The following is a 22,529-nucleotide window of genomic DNA, read 5'->3' as shown; positions in this document are numbered from 1 at the left end:
GTCGGGGTCCAGTGCGTCAGGCGGCGGGGAGTTTGTACACGCGCCCCCGATCCTCGACCTTCTCCGAGGTCACCTCGAGCCCGAGCTTCTTCTTCAGAGCCCCGGCCATCGCGCCGCGCACCGTGTGCGACTGCCAGCCCGTCGCGGCCATGATCTCCTCGATGGTCGCGCCGTCCGGCGCGCGCAGCATGGCGATCAGCGTGGCCTGTTTCGTGCCCTCGCGCGGCGTGCGCGCCTTGGGGGCGGCCTCGGTCTCGGTGGGGGTGTCCGGCGCGGGCTCCTCGGTCGGCGCGTCCGTCGCGCCCGCAGGCGCGGCGTTCGCGTCGTCGGGCTCGATCCCGATGGCGGCGCGAGGCCAGCGTTGGTGGCGACCAGCGTGACGCCGTGCCCGTCGCCGGTCTCGCGCCAGACGGGCTCGCCCTTGCGCAGGTCGGCGTCGACCTCTTCGAGGAAGCCCTTGGCGAGCATCGCGCCGACCACTTTGGCGGCGGCACCTCCGCGCAGGCTCTCGGGCAGCGGCAGGGCGATGTGCTCGGGCCGCTGGGCGGCTGCGCTCAGGATCAGGGCTTGGGTATCGGAAAGCTTGGTCATCGTCGTCTCCCGTATCGGGGCGCGCGGGATGCGGGCCCTTCTACGAGGTCGAGCCCGCCATTCGGCGGGCGGGACCGGGAGCGGGTCATCTTACTCGGCGTGATCGCCTTCGCTGAAGGCCATGTCGGTGATCTCGCGCAGCTTGGCGCGGTAGTGGTTCAGGGTGCCGATATGGCCCCAATTGATCTCGTCGGGGTGGGTCTCGAAATGGTCCGCGCTCAGGGTGGCGAGCCGCTCCAGCATCGCGTCGATCTCGGTTTTCGCGGCGATGAAGGCGTCGAGGGCTTTCGTGTTGTCGGTCGCGCGGCGGGTCATTGGGGTGGCTCCGTGGCTGAGTTGCATCGCTTCGTTGGGGTGACGTTCGCTCCGTCGCGGAGGCTTATCAACTCGATAAGCACATGATCTTGAATGATAATCGGAGCCGTCGATGCAGGGCATGAGTGAGCGCCAGTACGCCGCCCATGTCGGGCTGTCGCGCGGCGCGATCCAGAAGGCGAAGACGGCTGAGCGGCTGGTTCTCTATCCCGACGGCAGCATCAATGCGGCCGCCAGCGACGCACGCCGGGCGGAAACGACCGATCCGTCCAAGACGAGAAAGCCGCCTGCGCCAAAGCTGAAGCCTGTCCCCGAGGCGGCGGTGGCCGCCGTCGGCGACACGCTGCGCGAACAGGGGCTGGCGGTTCCGGCCGTCGGCGGTGGCACGACCTTCCTGCAGGCCAAGACCGCGAACGAGGTGCTGAAGGCGCAGGAGCGGCGCATCCGTCTGCAGAAGCTGAAGGGGGAGCTGATCGAGCGGGCCCGCGCGCTGGCGCTGGTGTTCCGGCTGGCGCGGGAGGAACGGGACACGTGGGTGAACTGGCCAGCGCGCGCGGCAGCGCTGATGGCGGCCGAGCTATCGGCCTCGCGCAGCGACGCAACGGGCCAGCAGATCACCGTGGAGCCAGCCGCGATGCAGAAGGTGCTGGAGAGACATGTACGCGCCCACCTCGACGAACTCGCCGAGGTCCGGCCCGACTTCCGGTGAGAGCGGCGATGGCCTGACGGACTTCGACGGCGCGGGCGAGATCCTGCGCGCCTGGGGCAACGGGCTGCGGCCTGACCCGGATCTGACCGTTTCGGAATGGGCGGACCGGCACCGGATGCTCTCGGGCCGCGCCTCGGCCGAACCGGGGCGATACCGCACGGTGCGCACGCCCTACATGCGCGAGATCATGGACCGGCTGAGCCCCGGCGATCCCACGCAGCGGATCGTGTTCATGAAGGCCGCGCAGGTCGGCGCGACCGAGGCGGGCAACAACTGGATCGGGTTCGCGATCCACCAGGCGCCGGGTCCGATGCTGGCGGTCCAGCCCACCGTGGAACTGGCCAAACGCAACTCGCGCCAGCGGATCGACCCGCTGATCGACGAGAGCCCGGAGCTGCGCGAGCAGGTGAAGCCCGCCCGGTCCCGCGACGCGGGCAACACCATGCTGTCGAAGGAGTTCGCGGGCGGCATCCTGATCATGACGGGCGCGAACTCGGCGGTCGGGCTGCGCTCGACCCCGGCGCGTTACATCTTCCTCGACGAGGTCGACGCCTATCCGGCCTCGGCCGACGAGGAAGGCGATCCGGTGACGCTGGCCGAGGCGCGCTCGCTGACCTTCGCCCACCGGCGCAAGGTGCTGCTTGTCTCGACGCCCACCATCCGGGGGCTGTCGCGCATCGAACGGGAGTTTGAGGCCTCCGACCAGCGCCGGTTCTTCGTGCCGTGCCCGCATTGCTGCGCGATGCAGTGGCTGAAGTTCGACCGGCTGCGCTGGCAGAAGGGCCGCCCGGAGACTGCCGAATATCACTGCGAGGGCTGCGACGCGGCAATCGCGGAACACCACAAGACGGCGATGCTGGAGGGCGGCGAATGGCGCGCGACCGCCACGGCGGCCGACCCGACCACGGTCGGATATCACCTCTCGGCGCTCTATTCGCCGATCGGCTGGCTGAGCTGGGAGCGGATCGTGCGGGCATGGGACGCGGCTCAGGGGTCGGACGAGGCGATCAAGGCGTTCCGTAACACGATCCTCGGCGAGACCTGGGTCGAGACCGGCGAAGCCCCGGACTGGCAGCGGCTCTACGACCGGCGCGAGCGCTGGACATCCGGCACGGTGCCAGCGGGCGGGCTGTTTCTGACCGCTGGGGCCGACGTACAGAAAGACCGGATCGAGGTCGACGTCTGGGCCTGGGGTCGGGGTCTGGAAAGTTGGCTGGTCGATCACGTCGTGATCGAGGGTGGGCCGGATCGGCACGACGCGTGGTCGGAACTGACGGCGCTGCTGGACCGGTCCTGGCCCCACGAACGCGGCGCACATCTGCGCATCGCGCGGCTCGCCATCGACACCGGCTACGAGGCCCCGGCGGTCTATTCCTGGTCGCGGGCGCAGGGGTTTGGGCAGGTGTCGCCGGTCAAGGGCGTCGAGGGGTTCAACCGCTCCAGTCCGGTCTCGGGCCCGACCTTCGTGGACGCGACCGAGGGCGGCAAACGCCTGCGGCGCGGGGCCCGGCTCTGGACCGTGGCGGTCTCGACCTTCAAGGCCGAGACCTACCGCTTCCTGCGGCTGGCGCGCCCAACCGAGGAGGAGATGACCGACGGTGCGGCATTCCCGCCCGGGTCGGTGCACTTGCCACACTGGGTCGAGAACGAATGGCTGAAGCAGTTCGTGGCCGAACAGCTGGTGACGGTGCGCACCAAGCGCGGCTTCGCCCGGCTCGAATGGCAGAAGCTGCGCGAGCGCAACGAGGCGCTGGACTGCCGGGTCTATGCCCGCGCCGCCGCCTGGATCGCGGGCGCGGATCGCTGGCCGGACGAGAAATGGCGCGACCTCGAGGATCAGCTCGGGGCCGCCCCCACCGACACCGATCCCGCCGGGCAGATCAACCGGCCGGGACAGGCCCCGCAGGGCAAGCGCCGCTCCGACTGGCTCGGGCGGCGCGAAGGATGGTTCTGAACATGACCGACTGGACGGAAACGGAGCTTTCGGCGCTGCGCCGGGCCTATGCCAGCGGCACGACGCGCGTCAGCTATGACGGCAAGTCCGTCGACTACGGCTCGGCCGAGGATCTGCTGGCGCGCATCCGCACCATCGAGCGCGCCATTGCGGGCGTCAGCCGACCGCTGCCGTTGGCCGGGCTGGCGGGCTTCAGCCGCGGGGATCGCTGATGTCGGCAAACTGGTTCGACAGGGCCATTGCCTCCGTCGCCCCTCGGGCCGCCGCCAAGCGCGTGCTGGCCCGTCAGGCCTTCGAGACCCTGACGCGCGGCTATGACGGGGCCGCGAAAGGGCGACGGACGGACGGCTGGCGCGCGCCGGGATCCTCGGCCGACACCGAGATCGGCGTGGCCGGGGCGCTGCTGCGCGACCGAATGCGCGATCTGGTGCGCAACAACCCGCATGCCGCCAAGGCCGTCGCGGTGCTGGTCAACAACATCATCGGCGCGGGCATCATGCCGCGCGCCGCCAGCGGCGACGACACGCTGGACCGGAAGGTCGATGCGCTGTTCGAGCGCTGGACGGCGGAGTGCGACGCCGACGGCCAGCTCGACTTCTACGGCCTGCAGACGCTGATCTGCCGCGAGATGGTCGAGGCGGGCGAGGTGCTGGTGCGCCGCCGGTTGCGGCGGTCGTCGGACGGTCTGCCGGTGCCGCTGCAATTGCAGGTGCTGGAAGCCGACTTCCTCGACGCCACGAAATCCGGCGCCATCGGGGCGGGGCGACTGGTGCAGGGGATCGAGTTCGACCCGGTCGGCAAGCGCCGGGCCTACTGGCTGCATGCCGAGCACCCGGGCGACGCGTGGGGTACGCTGAACGGTGGGCTCGGATCGCGCCAGGTCCCAGCGACCGAGATCGCCCATGTCTACGAGAAGCAGCGCACGCAGGCGCGCGGCGTGCCTTGGGGGGCGCCGGTGATCCGCAGCTTGCGCGATCTCGACGACTATGAGGTCGCGGAACTGGTCCGCAAGAAGACCGAGGCCTGCGTCACCGCCATCGTCTTCGGCGACGACGAGGCGCAGCAGGGCATCGCGCCCGCCGTGGTCGATGCCGATGGCAACCGGGTCGAGCAGTTCGAGCCGGGGCTGATCGCCTATGCCCGCGGCGGCAAGGACATCCGGTTCAACCAGCCCTCGGCCACCGGCGGCTACGGCGAATACAAGCGCGCGAGCCTGCACACGATCTCGGCGGGCTTCCGGGTGCCCTACGAGTTGCTGACCGGGGACCTGTCCCAAGTGAACTATTCCTCGATCCGGGCGGGGCTCGTGGAGTTCCGCCGCCAGATCGATGCCGTGCAGTGGCAGCTGTTCATTCCGATGTTCTGCGCGCCGGTCTGGCGCTGGTTCACCGAGGCCGCGTGGGCGGCGGGTCAGATCCCGTCGCCGACGGTGCCCGTCGAATGGTCGCCGCCGAAGTTCGAGGCGGTCGATCCGCAGAAGGACGCGATGGCGAACCTGCTGTCGATCCGCTCCGGCACCATGACGCTGGCTGAGGTGATCGCGAAACAGGGCCGCAACCCCGATGCCGTGCTGGCCGAGATCGCCGCGACCAACGCCAAGCTCGACGCGCTGGGGCTGGTGCTCGACAGCGATCCGCGCCGCGTCACCAAGACCGGCAGCGCGCAGACCAGTGACCCGGCGAGCGATCCGGCGAACGACGACCCTGCCGCCGACGCGGATACAGACCCGGCGCAGGCCGACCAACAGGACTGACCTCATGGACACGATGATCGAACTTCCGGCCATGCGCCGGTCGGCGGAGCTTGCGCCGAACACGGCCGATGCCGACAGCCGCACCATCGAGGTGGTCTGGTCAGCCGGGGCCCGCGTTCGTCGCGCCACTTTCTTCGGCGAGCCCTATGACGAGGAACTGAGCCTCGATCCCGCCCATGTGCGGCTCGACCGGCTGAACGCGGGCGCGCCGTTCCTGAAGGTGCATGAACTCGACACGCTCGACGCGGTCATCGGCTCGGTCGTGCCGGGCTCGGCACGGATCGAGAACGGCCGCGGCATCGCGTTGGTCCGGATCAGCGAGCGTGCCGATGTCGAGCCGATCTGGCGCGACATCCAGGCCGGGCATATCCGGGCGGTGTCCATCGGCTACCAGGTCCACCGCTTCGAGGTCTCGAAGCCCGAGGCCGCCCGAGAACTCTGGCGCGCGGTAGACTGGACACCCTTCGAGGTCTCCGCCGTCGCGGTCGGCGCCGATCCCGCCGCGGGCTTCCGCGCCCAGCATCCCCTTCACGACTGCGTCCTTCACCGCCGGGACGCCCCTTCAAGCACGAAAGGACTGATCCCGATGACGGACAAGACCAAGACCCCGGCGAGCGACGCCGCAACCCCCGCCACCACCCAGCCGACCGAGCCGAATGATACCGAGGACACCCCGATGACCGAGCCGAAAGCGGCTGCGCCCGACCCGAAGGCCGCCGCCAGCGAGACGCACAGCCAGCCGAAGACGCAGGCCACTCCCGCGCCCGACACGGAAGCGGTCGCGACGCGCGCCCGCGAGGCCGAGCGCGACCGCGTCTCCACCATCTACGATCTGGCCGGGCGGCTGAACCTCGAGCGCGGCTTTGCCGAGGATCTGGTGAAGCGCGGCGTCAGCGTCGACGAGTCCCGCCGCCTGATCCTCGACCAGGTCGCGGCGAAGTCGGACGAGACCCGGACCTTCCCGCACGTTTCCGTACCGCTCGGCGGCCGGGACGAGCACATCACCCGCCGCGACGCGGTGGCGAATGCGCTGCTGCACCGCTACAGCCCGACGCTGTTTCAGCTGGAGGACGCCGCCCGACAGTATCGCGGCATGACGCTGCTGGAGCTTGCCCGCGAAAGCCTCGGCAATGCGGGGGTGAACACCCGGGGCCTGTCGCGCGACGAGGTGGCGACGCGCGCCCTGCACTCGACCTCCGACTTCCCCGAGATCCTCTCGGCGGTCACCAACAAGACCCTGCGGCAGGCCTACGAGGCCTATCCTCGGACGTTCATGCTGTTCTGCCGCCAGGTGCTCGCCACCGACTTCAAGGCGATGCACCGGGTCCAGCTCGGCGAAGCGCCCCAGCTGCTGGAAGTCGGCGAGAGCGGCGAGTTCAAGCGTGGCACGCTCGGCGAAAGCAAGGAGAGCTACAAGGTCAAGACCTACGGCCGGGTGGTCGCGATCACCCGCCAGACGCTGATCAACGACGACCTCGACGCCTTCACCCGCATCCCGGCGATGTACGGCAACTCCATCGCGCAACTCGAGTCGGACGTGGTCTGGGGCATCATCACCGCCAACCCGGCGATGGCCGACGGCAACGCGCTGTTCCACACCACGCACAAGAACCTCGCGGGCACCGGCGCGGCGCTCGACGTCGGCAGCGTGGGCGCGGCTCGCGCGGCCATGGCCAAGCAGACAGGTCTCGACAAGAAGACTGTGCTGAACGTCCGCCCCGCCTTCCTGATCGTGCCCGCCTCGCTGGAACTGAAGGCCGAGCAGCTGGTCGCTCAGAACCTCGTGCCCGCCGCGACGTCCAGCGTGGTGCCGCAGTCGATCCGCACCCTCGCGCCGATCAGTGAGCCCCGTCTCGATGCCGCCAGCGAGACCGCCTGGTATCTGGCCGCGAGCCCGAACCAGATCGACACCATCGAGTACGCCTATCTCGAGGGTCAGCAGGGCGCCTACATCGAGACGCGCAACGGCTTCGATGTTGACGGTGTCGAGATAAAGTGCCGCCTCGACTTCGGCGCCAAGGCCATCGACTGGCGCGGTCTCTACAAGAACCCGGGCGCGTAATCCGCGCCCCATGCTGAACCGTGACACACGGGCGGTCCAATCGGGCCGCCCTTCGTCTTTCCACGAGGACCATCTCCATGAAAAACTACGTCCAGCCCGGCAACACCATCACCCTGACCGCGCCCTATGCCGTCGCCTCCGGCGATGGCCTGCTCGTCGGCTCCATCTTCGGCATCGCCGCTGGAGCGGCCGCGCTCGGCGAGCCCGTCGAGACCGCGCTCGTCGGCGAGTTCGACATCACCAAGGTCGGCTCGCAGGCCTGGACCGTCGGCGCCCAGGTTTATTGGGATGACACCAACAAGCGCTGCACTACGGTCGCGACCGACAACACCCTGATCGGCGTGGCCACCGAGGCTGTGGCGAGCGGCGCGGGCGACACCATCGGCCGCGTGCGCCTGAACGCGACCTTCTGATGAGCGCCTTCGCCGCCGCCGTGGGCGCGCTCTTCGCCGATCCGAACATCGGCCGGGACGCGGTCTACATCGCCGATGGCGGCGCGCCCGTTCTGGTGCGTGCCGTCGCCCGGCGCGCGGATGTCGTTTCCGACTTCGGCGATGCGCGCCTCTGGTCCGAGACCACCCGGATCGACCTGCGTGTGGCCGAGGTGGCGAACCCACGTCCCGGCGACCGCATCGAGATCGATGGCGACGCCTTCCTCATTCAAGGCGAGCCCGTCCGCGACCGCGAGCGGCTGGTCTGGACCGTCGATCTGAGGCCCACGTGATGGCCATGAAACTGAAGCTCGACATCGATCCCGACATTGTCGCGTTGATGGCGGCCGAGGTCGCGGCGGGCGAACGCGCGGTGACGGCCGCCATGCGCGAGGCCGGGACCGGGCTGAAGACGGCCTGGCGGTTGCAGATCACCGGCGCGGGGCTCGGCACACGGCTGGCCAACTCGATCCGCAGCCAGAACTTCCCGAAGTCGGGCGAGAGCCTGGATGCGGCGGCGCTGGTCTGGTCCAAGGCTCCGGTCATCGTCGGCGCGCACGACACGGGACCGCTGATCCGCTCGAAAAACGGGTTCTGGCTGGCGATCCCGCTGCCCGCCGCGGGCAAGTCCCTGCGCGGCGGCCGGATCACGCCCGGCGAATGGGAACGCCGCCGTGGCCTGCGCCTGCGCTTCGTCTATCGCCGGACGGGCCCAAGCCTGCTGGTCGCCGAGGGGCGGCTCAACACGAAAGGCCAGGCGGTGGTGTCGCGGTCGAAGACCGGCCGCGGCAAGGTCACCGCGCCGATCTTCCTGTTGGTCCCGCAGGTCAAGCTGCCGAAGCGGCTGGACTTGGCGCGGGAGGCAGACCGGGCGCTGGACAGCGTGCCGGGGCTGATCGTGGCGAATTGGGTGGATGGGAAGCTATCCACGTAGACTCGAAGTACACTTTCGAGGCCTATACTCCCATCCGGTATTTTACCCACAATGGACCTCTGTCCGTCAGCACTATATCAAAAATGTAGCCTTCCTCGACACCAGCAAGGCGACGTTCATGAAGCTCAATGCCTTGCTGCTCAAGGTATCTATAGAATGCCTGTATTGCCTCGTTGTGGGTGCGTGCCTTTTTGAAGAAGATCGCCGTATCTTTGGATTTTCCATCGCCCGAGTGACCCACCCGGACAGAAAACAATTGCGATAGCTTTGCTCCGTTTTCGCTAGCTATCGTTATCCAGTTGTCGATCTTCGAGAGATGGCGAATGCCGCTGACCACCAGATCCCAGTCGAGTGCGGCGCAACGCTCGATTGCTTCGCGTGCCAAGGACAACTCCTTGGTCAATGATTCTGATGGGATCCCGATGGACCCGGATGAGAGTTCGCCACTTGAGACTAGAAGGTTGCTTCCGTAGTTCGGATGTACAAACTCGCACAGGGTTGCATAGTCACTGGCTGCACGTTCATCTACCTTGGCCAGCGCTTCGAGCAAGTCGTTTGTGTGAAGCCGCTTGGCATCCTTTGGTCCACTTTCTCCTCCATAATACAACCGGTCTACGATCTTGCGATGTTTGCGAATAGTGCGATCAACCTGGTCAAAAACCTGCTTTGTCTCGATGTCGGAAACAGCCTTCTCGAGGGCTTGATTCTGGAACGCCAACGACGCTGTGTGCTCCATAAACGCGCGCGCTAGATTGAACAGAACAACAAGGTTGCTCTGAGTTTCCGCATCGAAAATTCCGCGCGCAATCTCCCGTGTTTTGAAGCGGAAAACCAGCGTCGAAAAAAAATGAGCATATGCTAGTTCGTGTAGGAGGTGTGCGACCTTAACCGTTTCGTTTCCGCCCTCGTCAAGTGGAAGCCGAGCCTTCGAGCGATCAAGAAGAGTGTCAAAATCCTTTACATGACGCCAGAGTTCGTCGTTCTCCATCAGCCGCGACAATTTTGGGTATTCTTCTGATTTCATCGGCTTCTATTCTAAATTCGGCGACGCTGATGGGGCTCGGTAGGTCGCTTTCGACATCAAGCTCACCATAGGGTGCGAAACAATTCTTGAGCAAGAGTAACGGAGCCCGATGCCCACCCCCCGCGAAACCATCCTCGCCGCGCTGCACGCGCGGCTCTCGGCGCTGCCCGCCACAGTCCTGCGCGGCGAGGTGCTGCCCGAGCGTGTGCCGGCCGAGGGCCTGCTGATCCTGCGCGACGGCGAGCCGGGCGAACCGGAGGTAACGCTGTCACCCCCGCGGTACCACTACCAGCATCGAGCCGAGATCGAGGCGGTCGTGCAGGGCGCCGACCGTGACGCCGTCTTCGACACTCTGACCGCCAGCATCGGCGCAGCGCTCGCCGCCGACCGCTCGTTGGGCGTGCTCTGCGACTGGGTTGAGGCGGAAGCGCCGCGCCCGGTCGATCTGCCGGTCGACGGCGCGGCCAGCCTGAAGGCGGCCGTGATCCCGGTGGTGCTGCACTATTCCACGGCCGATCCACTGGCCTGACCTAACCGACCACAGGAGACGACGATGGCACGAGCCCAGGGGGCGCGGGCGCTGATGGCGCTTGCGTTCGAGACGACCTATGGAACGCCGCCAACGAGCGGCTTCACCCGGATGCCCTTCACCAGCACCTCGCTCGGCGCGGAGCAGCCGCTGCTGAACTCGGAGCTGCTGGGCTACGGCCGCGATCCGCTTGCGCCGATCAAGGACGCGGTGACGGTCGATGGCGACGTCGTCGTGCCGCTCGACGCGGAGGCCTTCGGCTTCTGGCTGAAGGCGGCCTTCGGGACACCCACGACCACGGGTGTAGAGGCACCGTACAGCCACGAGTTCCAGTCGGGGTCCTGGACGCTGCCCTCGATGTCGATAGAGACCGGCATGCCGGAGGTGCCGCGCTATGCCATGTATTCCGGCTGCGTGCTCGACCAGATCACCTGGCAGATGCAGCGCTCCGGCCTGCTAACTGCAACCGCGCGGCTGGTGGCACAGGGCGAGACGGTCGGCACGACCACCAGCGCCGGGACGCCCGCCGCGCTGGAACTGAAGCGCTTCGGGCACTTCAACGGGGCGATCACCCGCAATGGCTCGGCCCTCGGCAACGTGGTCTCGGCCGAGATCACCTATGCCAACAACCTCGACCGGATCGAGACCATTCGCTCGGACGGGCGCATCGACGGGGCGGACCCGTCCATTGCCGCGCTGACCGGCCGGATCGAGGTGCGCTTCGCCGACCAGACGCTGGTGACGCAGGCGATCAACGGCGAGGCCTGCGAGATGGAATTCGCCTACGTCCTCCCATCGGGCGAAAGCCTCACCTTCACGGTGCACGCCGTCTACCTGCCGCGCCCGCGCATCGAGATCTCCGGGCCGCAGGGCGTTCAGGCCACCTTCGACTGGCAGGCCGCCCGCGACAGTGTCGTCGGCCGGATGTGCACGGCGACCCTGATCAACGACATCGAGGTGTACTGACGATGCTGACGCTCGACCTGACCAACGCGCCGCGCTGGCACGACCTCGCCCCTGGCGTCCGGGTGCAACTTCGCCCGCTGACCACCGCTCTGATGGTGGCGACGCGCAGCGATCCGGCCGTCGAGGCAGTTCCCCGGGGGACGCATCGGACGAGGAGCGCGCTGTCGCCTTCGCCAAGGCGCTGGCGCGCCGCGCTGTGCTCGCTTGGGAGGGCATCGGCGACGCGGACGGCACCCCAATCGACCCGAGCCCGGAGGCCATCGACGCGCTGCTCGACGTCTGGCCTATCTTCGAGGCGTTCCAGCTGACCTACGTCTCGAAGGGCCTGCTGCTGGAACAGGAAAAAAACGCCTCCGCGCTCTCGCCGAATGGTCCTTCGGCGGGGGCGAGCGGTACTGCGAAGCCTGCGCGCAAGCCTGCCCGGACTGCCCGGCGCGGTTGAACCGTCCGGAAACTCCGGAGGGTTGGCAGGTCTGGGACCTCGTCGGCCGCCTCGGAGGCCAGCTGCGGGTGCTGCCCGGCGCCGTGATCGGCTGGGACATGTCGGCGGCGCTGGCGCTCGGTGACGCTCTCGGCGTGCCGCCGCTCGCCATGGCTGAACTGCTGCCCGTCATCGAAGCGGTGATGGTCGCCAAACTCAACGAACAGATGGATCAGTCCCATGGCTGAGAAGAGGGTCAGCGTCCGCCTCGCAGCGGTGGGCGGACGGCAGGTGCGCGCCGAGCTGGAAGGTGTCGGTGAGGCCGGGTCGCGCGGCTTCGGACGGCTGAGCCGCGAGATGGAAGCGGCCAACTCCCGGCTGGTGGCCTTCTCGCGGCGGGTCCGGGTCGCGGCAGCTGCTGCCGTGGCAGCCGCCGCCGCCGCTGGTGTGGCGATGATCCGCTCCGGGCTGCAGACCGTCGATGCGCAGGCCAAGCTCGCGCAGTCCCTCGGGACCACCGTCGCCTCGATCCAGACCCTGGAGCGTGCGGGCGAACTGGCGGGCGTTTCCATGTCCGGCATCGAACAGGCCACGAAGGATCTGACGCGCCGTCTCAGCCAGGCCGCCGCCGGGACCGGCCCCGCCGCCGACGCGCTCGACCGGTTGGGGCTTTCGGCGGGCGAGCTGATCGCTTTGCCGCTGGATTAGCGGGTCAGCGCGATCAACGCCGCCATCGAGAGCTTCGTGCCCGCCGCCGAGCGCGCGGCTGTCGCGGGTCAGCTCTTCGGCGAGGAAGGCTCCATCGCGATGTCGCGGATCGATACCGCGACGCTGCGCCAGGCGACCGAGGACGTGCGCGCCTTCGGGGTCGTGGTCTCCGAGCAGGACGCCGATCAGATCGAGCGGACGAACGACGCCATCTCCCGGCTCGGCCTCATCTGGCGCGGGCTGTCGAACCAGCTGGCGGTCGTTGCGGCTCCGGCGCTGGAAGCCGTCGCCAACGCCATGGCGGCGGTCGCCAGCCGCACCGGCCCGCTCGGTATCGCGATCCGCGGCCTCTTCGACAACATCGGTCGCCTGACCTCCTATGCCGCCACCTTCGCGGCGTTCCTCGCAGGTCGTTGGGTGGCCGGCATGGCCGCTGCGGCGCTCTCGGTCCGCGGGCTCGCCACGGCGCTGGTCCTCCTGCGTGGGGCGCTGATCCGGACCGGCATCGGGGCGCTGATCGTCGGCGCGGGCGAGCTCGTCCACCAGTTCACCCGCCTCGTCTCCGGCGCGGGCGGCTTCGGCGAAGCCATGTCGCTTCTGAATGACCTCGCGGTCGAGGTCTGGGCGCGTATCATGATGGGCGCCGCAGCGGCGGGTGCCGCTGCCACGGCGATGTTCTTCGACCTGAAGGCCGATGCTGCCTCAGGAATGCAGAGCGCCGTCGAGAGCGTCGTCGGTTTCGGCAACACCGCCGCGAACACGTTCGAGGGCGCCTACGAGGCGATCAAGGCGATCTGGGGCCTGCTGCCCGCCGCCATCGGGGACCTGGCGTTCCAGGCGGCCAACAGCCTGGTCGACGGCGTCGAGGCGATGCTGAACGGCGTGGTCTCGCGCATCAACGGCTTCATCGGCGGCATCAACCAGGGGCTGGAAGCACTCGGCTCCGAGCGCCGCATTTCGCTGGTGCCCGACCTCGACCTCGGCGAGATCGAGAACCGCTTCGAAGGCGCGGCGACCGCCGCAACCACCGCAGCGCAGGCGGCTTTCGACCGGGCCTTCGAGGACAATCCGCTCGCCGCGCCCGATCTCGGGCTGACCGAGGCCGCCGCCCGCGCGCTCGAGTCAGCGAATGTATACCGTGGAGCCGCCCGCGATCTGGCCGAAGGGGCTCGCGCCCCGCTCGAAAGCTGGCAGGCGCTCCGCGACGCCGTGCGCGGCACCGATGAGGACGGAGCCGATGCGCTGACCGAGGCCACCAGCGCGGCCGAACGACTGGAGACGGCGCTCGGCGATGCCGGGCGCGCCGCGACGGGTGCCGCGGTGCGGCGGCAGGGGCTGCCGCCGCTGCGGCGGAGCCCGCGACCGAAGCTGCCGTCACCGGCTGGCAGGCGGTCACGGCAGCGCTGTCGGATTACGCAAGCCGCGCCCGCGACATCGGTGGCGATATCGGCCAGAGCCTCGTCGGCGCCTTCCAGTCCGCCGAGAACGCGGTGGGCCAGTTCGTGAAGACGGGCAAGCTGAACTTCCGCGACCTCGTCACCTCGCTGCTCGCCGATCTCGCCCAGCTCGTGGCGCGGCGGTTCATCCTCGGGCCGATCGCCAATGCGCTCTCCGGCGTGTTCTCCGGTGCTGGCGACATCTTCGCCAACGTCCTGCATGCGGGCGGGATGGTCGGATCGGCCGGACCCTCGCGGATGGTGCCTGCCATGGCCTTCGCCGCCGCGCCCCGGATGCATGGTGGCGGGATGGCCGGGCTTCGTCACGACGAGGTGCCTGCGATCCTGCAGCGAGGCGAGCGGGTGCTGTCGCGCCGCGAGGCGCAGAGCTACGGCGCGGGCGGCGGCGTCAACGTCACGATCATGGCGCGCGACGCCGAAAGCTTCCGTCAATCCCGCACGCAGGTCGCAGCAGACATCGCTCGGGCGGTGTCGCTCGGGCGGAGGGGCATGTGATGGCGTTTCACGAGGTCCGGTTTCCCGACAACATCAGTCGCGGCGCGCGCGGCGGGCCGGAACGGCGCACGCAGATCGTCGAGCTCGCCTCGGGCGACGAGGAGAGGAATGCCAGCTGGGCGAACTCGCGCCGCCGCTACGACGTCGCCTACGGCATCCGCCGCGCGGACGATCTGGCGGCGGTGGTCGCCTTCTTCGAAGCGCGCAACGGTCGGCTGCATGGCTTCCGCTTCAAGGACTGGGGCGATCACAAGTCCTGCCTGCCTTCGGGCACGCCGTCGCCCACCGATCAGTCGATCGGCACCGGCGACGGCGCGACGACCGCCTTCCTGCTGGTGAAACGCTACGCCTCCGGGGCGCAATCCTGGACGCGCGCCATCGCCAAGCCAGTGGCGGGCACCGTGCGCATCGCGCTCGGCGGGGTCGAGCAGCCTTCCGGCTGGTCGGTCGACACCGCCACCGGCGTCGTCACCTTCGCCGCCGCCCCGGGTTCCGGCGTCGCGATCACCGCAGGCTTCGAGTTCGACGTGCCCGTCCGCTTCGACACCGATGCGCTCGACGTAACGCTCGACCTCGAGCGGCTCGGCTCGATCACCTCCATTCCGCTTCTGGAACTGCGCCGATGAAGACCCTCGCTCCCGCCCTGCAGGCCCATCTCGACGACGGCACGACCACACTCGCCTGGTGCTGGCGGATTACGCGTGCCGACGCCGTGAGCTTCGGCTTCACCGACCACGACCGAACGCTCAGCTTCGACGCAACGGATTTCGAGCCCGAGAGCGGGCTGACAGCCTCCGAGGTGCGCTCGGGATCGGACCTGTCCGTCGATGCGCAGGACGCCGAGGGCGTGCTGACCTCGGACCGGATTACCGAGACCGACATCCTCGACGGCCGCTGGGACAACGCCGAGGTCGAGGTCTGGCGGGTGAACTGGGCGGACACGGGCCAGCGCGTGCTGATGCGGCGCGGCGCCATCGGCCAGATCCGGCGCGGGCGGCTCGCCTTCGTCGCCGAGGTTCGCTCGCTCGCCCATGTGCTGGGCCAGACGGTCGGGCGAACCTTCCAAGCGACCTGCGATGCCGCGCTCGGCGATGGGCGCTGCGGCGTCGATCTGGAGAACCCGGCGTTCAAGGGCACGGGCGCTGTGATCGATCTCCTGCGCGACCGGGCCTTCACCGCTTCTGGCCTTGGTGCCTTCTATTCCGGATGGTTCACCTTCGGCACGCTCGAATGGACGAGCGGCGCGAACACGGGGCGGCGCACCGAAGTGCTGGGCCATGACGTCACGGACGGCGTCGCGATCCTGACCCTGCTCGAAGCGCCGTTGCGGTCCATCGCCGAGGACGACGGCTTCACCATACGCGCGGGCTGCGACAAGCGCATGGAGACCTGTGGGGCGAAGTTCGCCAACACAGCCAACTTCCGCGGCTTCCCGCATATCCCCGGCCAGGACGCCGTTCTGCGCTACGCCACCAAGGATGGCGGGCACGAGGGCGGCGTGCTGTGACGCAACGCCTCTCATCAGCCGACCCAGCGCGCGTCATCGCCATCGCGCGGTCCTGGCTCGGCACGCCGTACCACGACCAGGCCAGCCTCCGGGGCATCGGCTGCGACTGCCTCGGGCTGGCCCGGGGCGTCTGGCGCGAGGTCGTGGGCCCCGAACCGTTCCCGATCCCACCTTACAGCCGGGACTGGGGCGAGACCGGACCGCGCGAGGTTCTGGCCGAGGGCGCGCGCGCCATGATGATCGAGATGGAACCGGCGGCGGCCGGACCCGGCGCGCTGGTGCTATTCCGCATGAAGCCCCGCGCCATCGCCAAGCATGTCGGGATCCTCACCGCGCCCGACAGCTTCCTCCACGCCTATGAGCGGCTCGGCGTGATCGAGGAGCCGCTTAGCCCATCCTGGCGGCGGCGCATCGCCTTCGCCTTCCTGTTTCCGCAACGCTGAGACCCGAACATGGCAACGCTTGTCCTCGGCGCGGCCGGCGCCGCCATTGGTGGCAGCATCGGCGGCGCGATCCTCGGCGTCAGCGCTGCGACAATCGGCGGTTTCATCGGCTCCAGCATCGGCTCTGTCGTCGACAGCTGGATCATCTCGTCGCTGGCGCCCACCCAGCGCATCGAAGGCGCGCGGCTCGACACGCTGCGCATCACCTCGGCCACCGAGGGCGCGGTCATCCCGCGGCTCTATGGCCGGATGCGGATGGGCGGCAACATCATCTGGGCGACCGATTTTCGCGAAGAGACGAAGACCACCACGCAGGGCGGTGGCAAGGGCGGCGGGGGCGGAAAGGTCAAGACCACCGAGTATCTGTACTATGCCAGCTTCGCGGTGGCCGTGTGCGAGGGCCCGATCACCGGGATCGGCCGCATCTGGGCCGACGGCAAGCCGATGGACCTCTCCGGCGTCACCTGGCGCTGGTATCCGGGCGACGAGGCCCAGACCGCCGACCCGTTCATCGCCGCGAGGATGGGCGCGGCCAGCACGCCTGCCTATCGCGGCACCGCCTATGTCGTCTTCGAGGAGCTGGCGCTCTCGACCTATGGCAACCGCCTGCCGCAGCTCTCGTTCGAGGTCTTCCGCCCGCTCGCCGATCCCGACACCGCCGAGGGGCTGACCCGCGCCGTCACCATGATCCCCGCCTCGGGCGAGTTCACCTACGCGAAGCAGGCCATCCGCAAGACCGATGGCGGCGCAACGGTGCCCGAGAACCTGAACGCGCTGGCCGACTCCACCGACATGGTGGAGGCGCTCGACCGGCTGCAAGCGATGGCGCCTGCGGTCGAGAGCGTCAGCCTCGTGGTGGCCTGGTTCGGCGACGACCTTCGGGCGGGATCCTGCAAGGTGCGGCCCGGCGTCGAGGTGTCGGCCAAGTCGACCACGCCCGCCAGCTGGTCGGTCAACGGCGTCAGCCGCGCCAGCGCCTTCCTCGTCAGCCGCGACGACCAGGACCGCCCCGTCTATGGCGGCACGCCATCCGACTTCGCCGTGGTGCAGGCGATCCAGGAGATGAAGGCCCGCGGGCTGCGGGTGACATTCTATCCCTTCATCCTGATGGACGTGCCGCCCGGCAACACGCTGCCGAACCCCTATTCCGACAACGCTGCGGAGGCTGGCCAGCCCACTTTCCCTTGGCGGGGCCGGATCACCTGCTCGCCTGCTTCGGGGTTCGCCGGGACCGTCGACAAGACCGCCACGGCCGCAAGCCAGGTCGCGGCGCTGTTCGGCGCGGCGACACCTGCGAGCTTCAGCGTCTCGGGCGAGAGCGTCACTTGGACCGGATCGCCGGGCGACTGGGGCCTGCGGCGCATGGTCCTGCACTACGCCCATCTCTGCGTGGCTGCTGGCGGGGTCGACGCCTTCCTGATTGGGACCGAGATGCCGGGGCTGACGACGATCCGCTCGGGCGCCAGCACCTATCCGGCGGTGCAGGCCTATCGGGACCTGCTCGCGGATGTGCGCTCGATCCTCGGGTCCGGGACGAAGATCGGCTACGCTGCGGACTGGAGCGAGTATTTCGGCCACCAACCGGGTGACGGATCGGGCGACGTGTTCTTCCACCTCGACCCGCTCTGGGCCGATCCGGAGACCGATTTCGTCGGGATCGACAACTACATGCCGCTCTCCGACTGGCGGGACGGGTTCGAGCATGCCGACGCGGCTGAGGGCTGGCCCGCGATCTACGACCGGGCCTACCTGCAGGGGAACATCGCGGGCGGGGAAGGCTTTGACTGGTTCTATGCCAGCGCGGCGGATCGCACCGCGCAGGTGCGCACGCCGATTACGGACGGCGCTGCCGCCAAGCCGTGGGTCTTCCGCTACAAGGATCTGCGCGCCTGGTGGTCGAACCCGCACTACGACCGCCCGGGCGGGGTGGAGAGCGGGACGCCGACGGCGTGGGCGCCACAATCCAGGCCGATCTGGTTTACCGAGCTGGGCTGTCCGGCCATCGACCGGGGGGGCAACCAGCCGAACGTCTTCTTCGACCCGAAGTCCTCGGAGAGCTTCACGCCGCATTTCTCGCGTGGCTGGCGCGACGACGCCATTCAGCGCGCCTATCTGGAGGCGACGTACCTCTGGTGGGGCGAGGCCGCGAACAACCCGGTGTCATCGGTCTACGGCGGCCGGATGGTGCATGTTCCGGAATGCGCCGCCTGGACCTGGGACGCGCGGCCCTATCCGTTCTTCCCGGCGCTCACCGACGTCTGGACGGACGGGGCGAACTGGCGGCTCGGCCACTGGCTGACGGGGCGGCTCGGCGCGGTGTCGCTGGCAGCCCTCGTCCGGCATCTCTACCTGCGCGCCGGGCTGCCCGAAGATCGCATCGACGTCTCCGGCCTCTGGGGCGCGGTCGAGGGCTACGCGATCACGGCACTCGAAAGCCCGCGCGCCTCGATCACCACGCTGTCGCGCCACTTCGGCTTCGACGCCGTCGAGACCGAGGGCGTGATCCGCTTCATCATGCGCGGCCGGGCCTCCGTCGCCACCCTCGCGCCCGACGATCTTGTGGCCCCTCGCGAGGGCGACATCCTCGAGCTCACGCGCGGCCAGGAGACCGAACTGCCGCAGGCGCTGAAGTGGCAGGTCGCCCGCGCCGACGAGGATTACGACGCGGCCCTCGTCGAGGCGCGGCGCATCACCGTAGACACGACCCGGATCGCCTCCGAGTCCTTCCCGATAGCCGTGCCGCCCGAGGAGGCCGAACGGCGCTGCCGCCGCGCGCTGATAGAGGCGTGGGTGGGGCGCGAGACGGCGGCGTTCCGTCTGCCGCCCTCGCGGCTCGCGCTCGATCCGGCCGACGCGATCCGGCTCCAGCACGATGGTCGGCTGGTCGATCTGCGGCTCGTCTCCATCGCCGACGCCGAGGCGCGCGGCATCGACGTGGTCCGACAGGACCGGGCGACCTACGATCTGCCACCCGGCGATCCCCGCGCGGCGTCGCTGACGCGGGCGGTCGTGTTCGGCGCGCCGGATGCGGTGCTGATGGACCTGCCGCAGCTCACCGAGGACCAGCCCGCGCATCGGCCGCTGGTCGCGGCGCATGCCATTCCCTGGCCCGGCGAGATGGCGGTGTTCCGCAGCCCTTCGACCGACGGCTTCGAACTGCTGACCACGTTCGGCAGCCGCGCCCGGATCGGCATGCTGGTCTCGGACTTCTATGCTGGCCCCACGTCGCGCTTCGATCTCGGAAACGCGCTGGTGGTCGATTTGCTGACTGGCACCCTCGAAAGCGTCACGGATCTGACGCTGTTCGGTGGGGCCAATGCGCTGGCCATCGAGAGCGCGCCCGGAGCTTGGGAGATCGTGCAGGCAGGCGCGGCCGAGTTGCTCGCGCCCGGCCGGTATCGGCTGACCCGGCTCTTACGCGGCCAGCGCGGGACCGAGGGCGCCATGGGCAACCCCGTGCCGGCGGGCGCGCGAGTCGTCGTGCTGGACACTGCGCTGGCGTCACTGCCCATCGCGGAGGCCGATCTCGGCATCCCGTGGAACTGGCGCATCGGCCCCGCAAGCCGCCCGGTCAACGACGAGACTTACGTGGCGCAGGCCTTTACGCCTGAGGGCATTGGACTGCGGCCGTTCTCGGTCGCCCATGTCGAGCAGCCGTGGCGCAAGGCGCGCAGTCCCGGCGATCTGACGATCCGCTGGACGCGACGATCCCGCGCGCTCGCGGCCGACAGCTGGGGCGGGCTTGAGGTGCCGCTTGGCGAAGAGACCGAGGCCTACGAAGTGGAGATCCTCGACGGCGCCGCCGTCATGCGGGTGCTGAGCGCGACCACCACCAGCGCGGTCTACACGGCAGTCCAGCAGACCGCCGACTGGGGCGCGCCCCTCGGCCCCGGCGACAGCCTCACCGTCCGCATTTTCCAGCTCTCCACCCTCGTCGGGCGGGGCGCGCCCGAGACCGTCACGCTCCTGTTCTGAAGGCGATCCCATGTCCGACGCAACGACCCATCTCCTGCTGCCCTACATCCTGGCGGCGCAGGCCCAGAAGCATGTCACCCACAACGATTCGCTGCGGCTGCTCGACGGGCTCGTTCAGCTCTCGGTTTTCGACCGGGATCTGACGGCCCCGCCCGGCAGCCCTGCCGATGGTGACCGTTACATCGTCGGCTCGGGCGCGACGGGCGATTGGGCCGGCTGGGATCTGAACGTCGCGCACTGGACCGATGGCGCCTGGTTGCGCCTGCCGCCACGAACGGGCTGGCGGGCATGGGTCGAGGACGAGGGCCTGCTGCTGGTCTACGATGGCGCGGGCTGGGTCGGGACCACGCCGGCCACGCTGCAGAACCTTGCGCTGCTTGGGCTCGGCACCACGGCCGATGCGTCGAACCCGTTCTCGGTCAAGTTGAACGCCGCGCTCTGGACGGCGAAGACGGTGGCCGAGGGTGGCACCGGCGATCTGTTCTACACGATGAATAAGGAGGCGGCAGGCGACGATCTCGGGCTGACCCTCCAGACCGGCTTCGTCACCAAGGCGCTGGTCGGGCTCTTCGGCTCGGACCGCTTCCGCCTCGCGGTCTCCGCCGACGGCAGTACCTTCTTCGACGGGCTGAGCGTCGACAACGCGACCGGCATCGTCGATCAGCCCCGGCTGCCGCGGTTCAAGGCGTACACGAACTACGACAACTACGTGGGCATCGGGACCTGGACGAAGATCGGCCTGAACAACACCGACTACAACGACCAGGGAGCCTTCGAGACCGCGAACAACCACTTCGTGGCGCCCGTCGACGGCGCCTACCTCTTCGGCGCGACGCTGCTCTACAAGATCAACGCCAGCGCCACGGCCCGCATGCGCGGGCGGCTCGTGCTGAACGGCACGACCGAAATCCGCGGCTCCCTCGGCGAAATCTCCGCCACCCATGTCTCGCTCGCCACCGCGATCTGGCTTCAGACCATGGTGCCGCTGACAGCGGGCGATACGGTCGAACTGCAGGGGTATTTCCGGGTCGCGGACGGCTACTTCGCCGCCGATCATACGTCCTTCTGGGGCTGCAAGGTCGGCTGAGCGGCGGAAGGAGGATCCGATGAACCCACCCCGATCCGAGGGCTTCGTGCGCATGCCCGACGCCGAGTTCGAGGCCATCCTGACCCGCGCGGCCGAGGAAGGCGCGAAACGCGCGCTGGCCGATGTCGGCCTCGACGGCGACGAGGCCGCGCTCGACATCCGCGATCTGCGCTCCCTCGTGGACTGCATTCGGCTGGTGCGGCGCACCGCGATGCAGACCGCCGTCCGCATGATCACCACCGGCGTCATGCTGGCGCTGCTCGCCGGTATCGCCATCAAGCTCAAGATCTTCGGCGGCGGCCCGTAGCCGCGCCCCATCCCCATTCATCACTCACCTGCACCCGCCCTCGAGGCGGTTTTTTCGTTTCTGGAGGACCCCATGACCACGACCTTCCACCGCCATTGGCGCGACGTGCCCGAGAGCGGCTGGCGCTGGCCAAATTTCAGCCCGGCGGAGATCGCCTGCCGGGGCACCGGCAAGCTGCTCGTCAACGAACCCGCGCTCGACAAGCTGTAGTCGCTGCGCAATCGGCTGGGCAAGCCGCTCATCGTCCGGTCCGCCTATCGCAGCCCCGAGCACAACCGTGCCGTCGGGGGTGCCACCCGGTCGAAGCATCTCGATGGCGCCGCCTTCGACATTGCAATGGCGAACCACGACCCGGTGGACTTCGAGGCGGCGGCGCGCGACGTCGGGTTCCTCGGCTTCGGGTTCTACCCCCGCTCGGGCTTCATCCATGTCGACCTTGGGCCCGCACGGCAGTGGGGCGAGCGGTTCCCAGTCCGGGAGTCAGCATTCGCAGCCGAGACGCCACCCGCGCGCGAGCTGCTGGCCGACAGCCGCACCATGAAGGGCGGCGGGGCGGCCGGTGTGGCGACGCTGGGCGCAGCCGGGGTCGAGGTCGCGCAGAACGTCCTGGCCGAAACCCAGACCGCCATCCTGCCGCTCGTGCCCTATCTCGACACGTTGCGCTGGGTGTTCATCGCTGTGGCGCTCGGTGGGATAGCGGTCACGATCTACGCGCGGCTCGATGACTGGAAACGGGGGTGACCTGCCACTGAATCTTCATCCAACAGCGATTAGAGTCTCGTCCGTTTCAGATACGCCGTTGGGCGCTGGTTGAGCAACCGGCGTAGGTGCGGAGCCATCCGATAGCGGAGCGCCGGAGCC

27 protein-coding genes are annotated in these 22,529 nt (G+C 68.9%); 23 read left to right on the top strand and 4 right to left on the bottom strand.

From position 1 onward, the window contains the following. Positions 1-16: 16 nt before the first annotated feature. From ABRA89_RS06480 to ABRA89_RS06470, 3 genes are all read right to left on the bottom strand, one after another. Positions 17-190 (bottom strand): DUF3489 domain-containing protein, encoded by a 174-nt coding sequence (locus ABRA89_RS06480; RefSeq protein WP_349940645.1) that lies wholly within the window; start codon positions 188-190, stop codon positions 17-19. Between the two features lie 5 nt (positions 191-195). Further along, on the bottom strand, positions 196-591 hold the full coding sequence (locus tag ABRA89_RS06475) for a hypothetical protein (RefSeq protein WP_349940644.1): 396 nt from the start codon (positions 589-591) through the stop codon (positions 196-198). 90 nt (positions 592-681) lie between these two features. Beyond that, a complete protein-coding gene (locus tag ABRA89_RS06470; RefSeq protein ID WP_349940643.1) occupies positions 682-906 on the bottom strand; it encodes a hypothetical protein in 225 nt (74 codons plus the stop codon). 112 nt (positions 907-1,018) lie between these two features. Here ABRA89_RS06470 and ABRA89_RS06465 point away from each other — a divergent pair, with 112 nt between their 5' ends. The 8 genes from ABRA89_RS06465 (at position 1,019) to ABRA89_RS06430 (ending at position 8,749) form a co-directional block, all read left to right on the top strand. After that, entirely contained in the window at positions 1,019-1,615 is a 597-nt protein-coding gene (locus ABRA89_RS06465) for a hypothetical protein (protein ID WP_349940642.1), read from the top strand. Continuing rightward, complete coding sequence (locus tag ABRA89_RS06460) at positions 1,563-3,569, top strand: phage terminase large subunit family protein (protein WP_349940640.1); 2,007 nt, start codon at positions 1,563-1,565, stop codon at positions 3,567-3,569. The genes ABRA89_RS06465 and ABRA89_RS06460 overlap by 53 nt, the downstream gene beginning before the upstream one ends. A 2-nt stretch (positions 3,570-3,571) precedes the next feature. After that, on the top strand, positions 3,572-3,781 hold the full coding sequence (locus ABRA89_RS06455) for a phage head-tail joining protein (protein WP_349940639.1): 210 nt from the start codon (positions 3,572-3,574) through the stop codon (positions 3,779-3,781). Next, positions 3,781-5,322, top strand: a complete 1,542-nt coding sequence (locus ABRA89_RS06450; RefSeq protein ID WP_349940638.1) for a phage portal protein — start codon at positions 3,781-3,783, stop codon at positions 5,320-5,322. The genes ABRA89_RS06455 and ABRA89_RS06450 overlap by 1 nt, the downstream gene beginning before the upstream one ends. 4 nt (positions 5,323-5,326) lie before the next feature. After that, on the top strand, positions 5,327-7,384 hold the full coding sequence (locus tag ABRA89_RS06445; RefSeq protein ID WP_349940637.1) for a prohead protease/major capsid protein fusion protein: 2,058 nt from the start codon (positions 5,327-5,329) through the stop codon (positions 7,382-7,384). A gap of 77 nt (positions 7,385-7,461) precedes the next feature. Continuing rightward, on the top strand, positions 7,462-7,797 hold the full coding sequence (locus ABRA89_RS06440; RefSeq protein ID WP_349940636.1) for a DUF2190 family protein: 336 nt from the start codon (positions 7,462-7,464) through the stop codon (positions 7,795-7,797). Further along, on the top strand, positions 7,797-8,108 hold the full coding sequence (locus tag ABRA89_RS06435; RefSeq protein WP_349940635.1) for a head-tail joining protein: 312 nt from the start codon (positions 7,797-7,799) through the stop codon (positions 8,106-8,108). Before ABRA89_RS06440 ends, ABRA89_RS06435 begins: the two co-directional genes overlap by 1 nt. Further along, a complete protein-coding gene (locus ABRA89_RS06430; RefSeq protein WP_349940634.1) occupies positions 8,108-8,749 on the top strand; it encodes a DUF6441 family protein in 642 nt (213 codons plus the stop codon). The genes ABRA89_RS06435 and ABRA89_RS06430 overlap by 1 nt, the downstream gene beginning before the upstream one ends. A gap of 22 nt (positions 8,750-8,771) precedes the next feature. Here ABRA89_RS06430 and ABRA89_RS06425 read toward each other — a convergent pair whose 3' ends face one another. Then, positions 8,772-9,773, bottom strand: a complete 1,002-nt coding sequence (locus ABRA89_RS06425; RefSeq protein ID WP_349940633.1) for a hypothetical protein — start codon at positions 9,771-9,773, stop codon at positions 8,772-8,774. Between the two features lie 109 nt (positions 9,774-9,882). On the opposite strand from ABRA89_RS06425, the gene ABRA89_RS06420 reads away from it, so the two are divergent. The 15 genes from ABRA89_RS06420 (at position 9,883) to ABRA89_RS06350 (ending at position 22,409) form a co-directional block, all read left to right on the top strand. Beyond that, positions 9,883-10,302 carry a hypothetical protein gene (locus tag ABRA89_RS06420; protein ID WP_349940632.1) on the top strand — a complete coding sequence of 140 codons (420 nt, stop codon included), beginning with the start codon at positions 9,883-9,885 and terminating at the stop codon, positions 10,300-10,302. A 24-nt stretch (positions 10,303-10,326) separates the two neighbouring features. Then, complete coding sequence (locus ABRA89_RS06415) at positions 10,327-11,268, top strand: phage tail tube protein (RefSeq protein ID WP_349940631.1); 942 nt, start codon at positions 10,327-10,329, stop codon at positions 11,266-11,268. Positions 11,269-11,464: 196 nt separating this feature from the next. Then, positions 11,465-11,710 carry a hypothetical protein gene (locus ABRA89_RS06410; protein WP_349940630.1) on the top strand — a complete coding sequence of 82 codons (246 nt, stop codon included), beginning with the start codon at positions 11,465-11,467 and terminating at the stop codon, positions 11,708-11,710. Further along, positions 11,707-11,937: a DUF7697 family protein gene (locus ABRA89_RS06405; RefSeq protein ID WP_349940629.1), complete on the top strand. Its 231-nt coding sequence runs from the start codon at positions 11,707-11,709 to the stop codon at positions 11,935-11,937. The genes ABRA89_RS06410 and ABRA89_RS06405 overlap by 4 nt, the downstream gene beginning before the upstream one ends. Beyond that, on the top strand, positions 11,930-12,397 hold the full coding sequence (locus ABRA89_RS06400) for a hypothetical protein (protein ID WP_349940628.1): 468 nt from the start codon (positions 11,930-11,932) through the stop codon (positions 12,395-12,397). Before ABRA89_RS06405 ends, ABRA89_RS06400 begins: the two co-directional genes overlap by 8 nt. 36 nt (positions 12,398-12,433) lie before the next feature. Continuing rightward, positions 12,434-13,903 carry a hypothetical protein gene (locus tag ABRA89_RS06395; RefSeq protein ID WP_349940627.1) on the top strand — a complete coding sequence of 490 codons (1,470 nt, stop codon included), beginning with the start codon at positions 12,434-12,436 and terminating at the stop codon, positions 13,901-13,903. Beyond that, positions 13,801-14,349 carry a phage tail tape measure C-terminal domain-containing protein gene (locus ABRA89_RS06390; protein WP_349940902.1) on the top strand — a complete coding sequence of 183 codons (549 nt, stop codon included), beginning with the start codon at positions 13,801-13,803 and terminating at the stop codon, positions 14,347-14,349. The genes ABRA89_RS06395 and ABRA89_RS06390 overlap by 103 nt, the downstream gene beginning before the upstream one ends. Continuing rightward, on the top strand, positions 14,349-14,975 hold the full coding sequence (locus tag ABRA89_RS06385; RefSeq protein WP_349940626.1) for a DUF2460 domain-containing protein: 627 nt from the start codon (positions 14,349-14,351) through the stop codon (positions 14,973-14,975). The genes ABRA89_RS06390 and ABRA89_RS06385 overlap by 1 nt, the downstream gene beginning before the upstream one ends. After that, positions 14,972-15,856, top strand: coding sequence for a DUF2163 domain-containing protein (locus ABRA89_RS06380; protein WP_349940625.1), 885 nt, complete (start codon positions 14,972-14,974; stop codon positions 15,854-15,856). The genes ABRA89_RS06385 and ABRA89_RS06380 overlap by 4 nt, the downstream gene beginning before the upstream one ends. Beyond that, positions 15,853-16,299 (top strand): NlpC/P60 family protein, encoded by a 447-nt coding sequence (locus ABRA89_RS06375; RefSeq protein WP_349940624.1) that lies wholly within the window; start codon positions 15,853-15,855, stop codon positions 16,297-16,299. Before ABRA89_RS06380 ends, ABRA89_RS06375 begins: the two co-directional genes overlap by 4 nt. Positions 16,300-16,308: 9 nt before the next feature. Further along, a complete protein-coding gene (locus tag ABRA89_RS06370) occupies positions 16,309-20,274 on the top strand; it encodes a baseplate multidomain protein megatron (protein WP_349940623.1) in 3,966 nt (1,321 codons plus the stop codon). A gap of 10 nt (positions 20,275-20,284) precedes the next feature. Then, on the top strand, positions 20,285-21,361 hold the full coding sequence (locus ABRA89_RS06365) for a DUF2793 domain-containing protein (RefSeq protein ID WP_349940622.1): 1,077 nt from the start codon (positions 20,285-20,287) through the stop codon (positions 21,359-21,361). Between the two features lie 19 nt (positions 21,362-21,380). Next, positions 21,381-21,668 carry a DUF6127 family protein gene (locus ABRA89_RS06360; RefSeq protein WP_075784372.1) on the top strand — a complete coding sequence of 96 codons (288 nt, stop codon included), beginning with the start codon at positions 21,381-21,383 and terminating at the stop codon, positions 21,666-21,668. A gap of 72 nt (positions 21,669-21,740) precedes the next feature. Further along, on the top strand, positions 21,741-21,878 hold the full coding sequence (locus tag ABRA89_RS06355) for a hypothetical protein (RefSeq protein WP_349940621.1): 138 nt from the start codon (positions 21,741-21,743) through the stop codon (positions 21,876-21,878). A gap of 3 nt (positions 21,879-21,881) precedes the next feature. Next, entirely contained in the window at positions 21,882-22,409 is a 528-nt protein-coding gene (locus ABRA89_RS06350; RefSeq protein WP_349940901.1) for a YcbK family protein, read from the top strand. Positions 22,410-22,529: the final 120 nt, after the last annotated feature.

Source organism: Fulvimarina thalattae (genome assembly GCF_040239565.1).
Taxonomy (GTDB): Bacteria; Pseudomonadota; Alphaproteobacteria; order Rhizobiales; family Rhizobiaceae; genus Fulvimarina.
The sequence above is the reverse complement of the archived record's forward strand: the minus strand, read 5'-3'. Positions and strand labels throughout refer to the sequence as shown.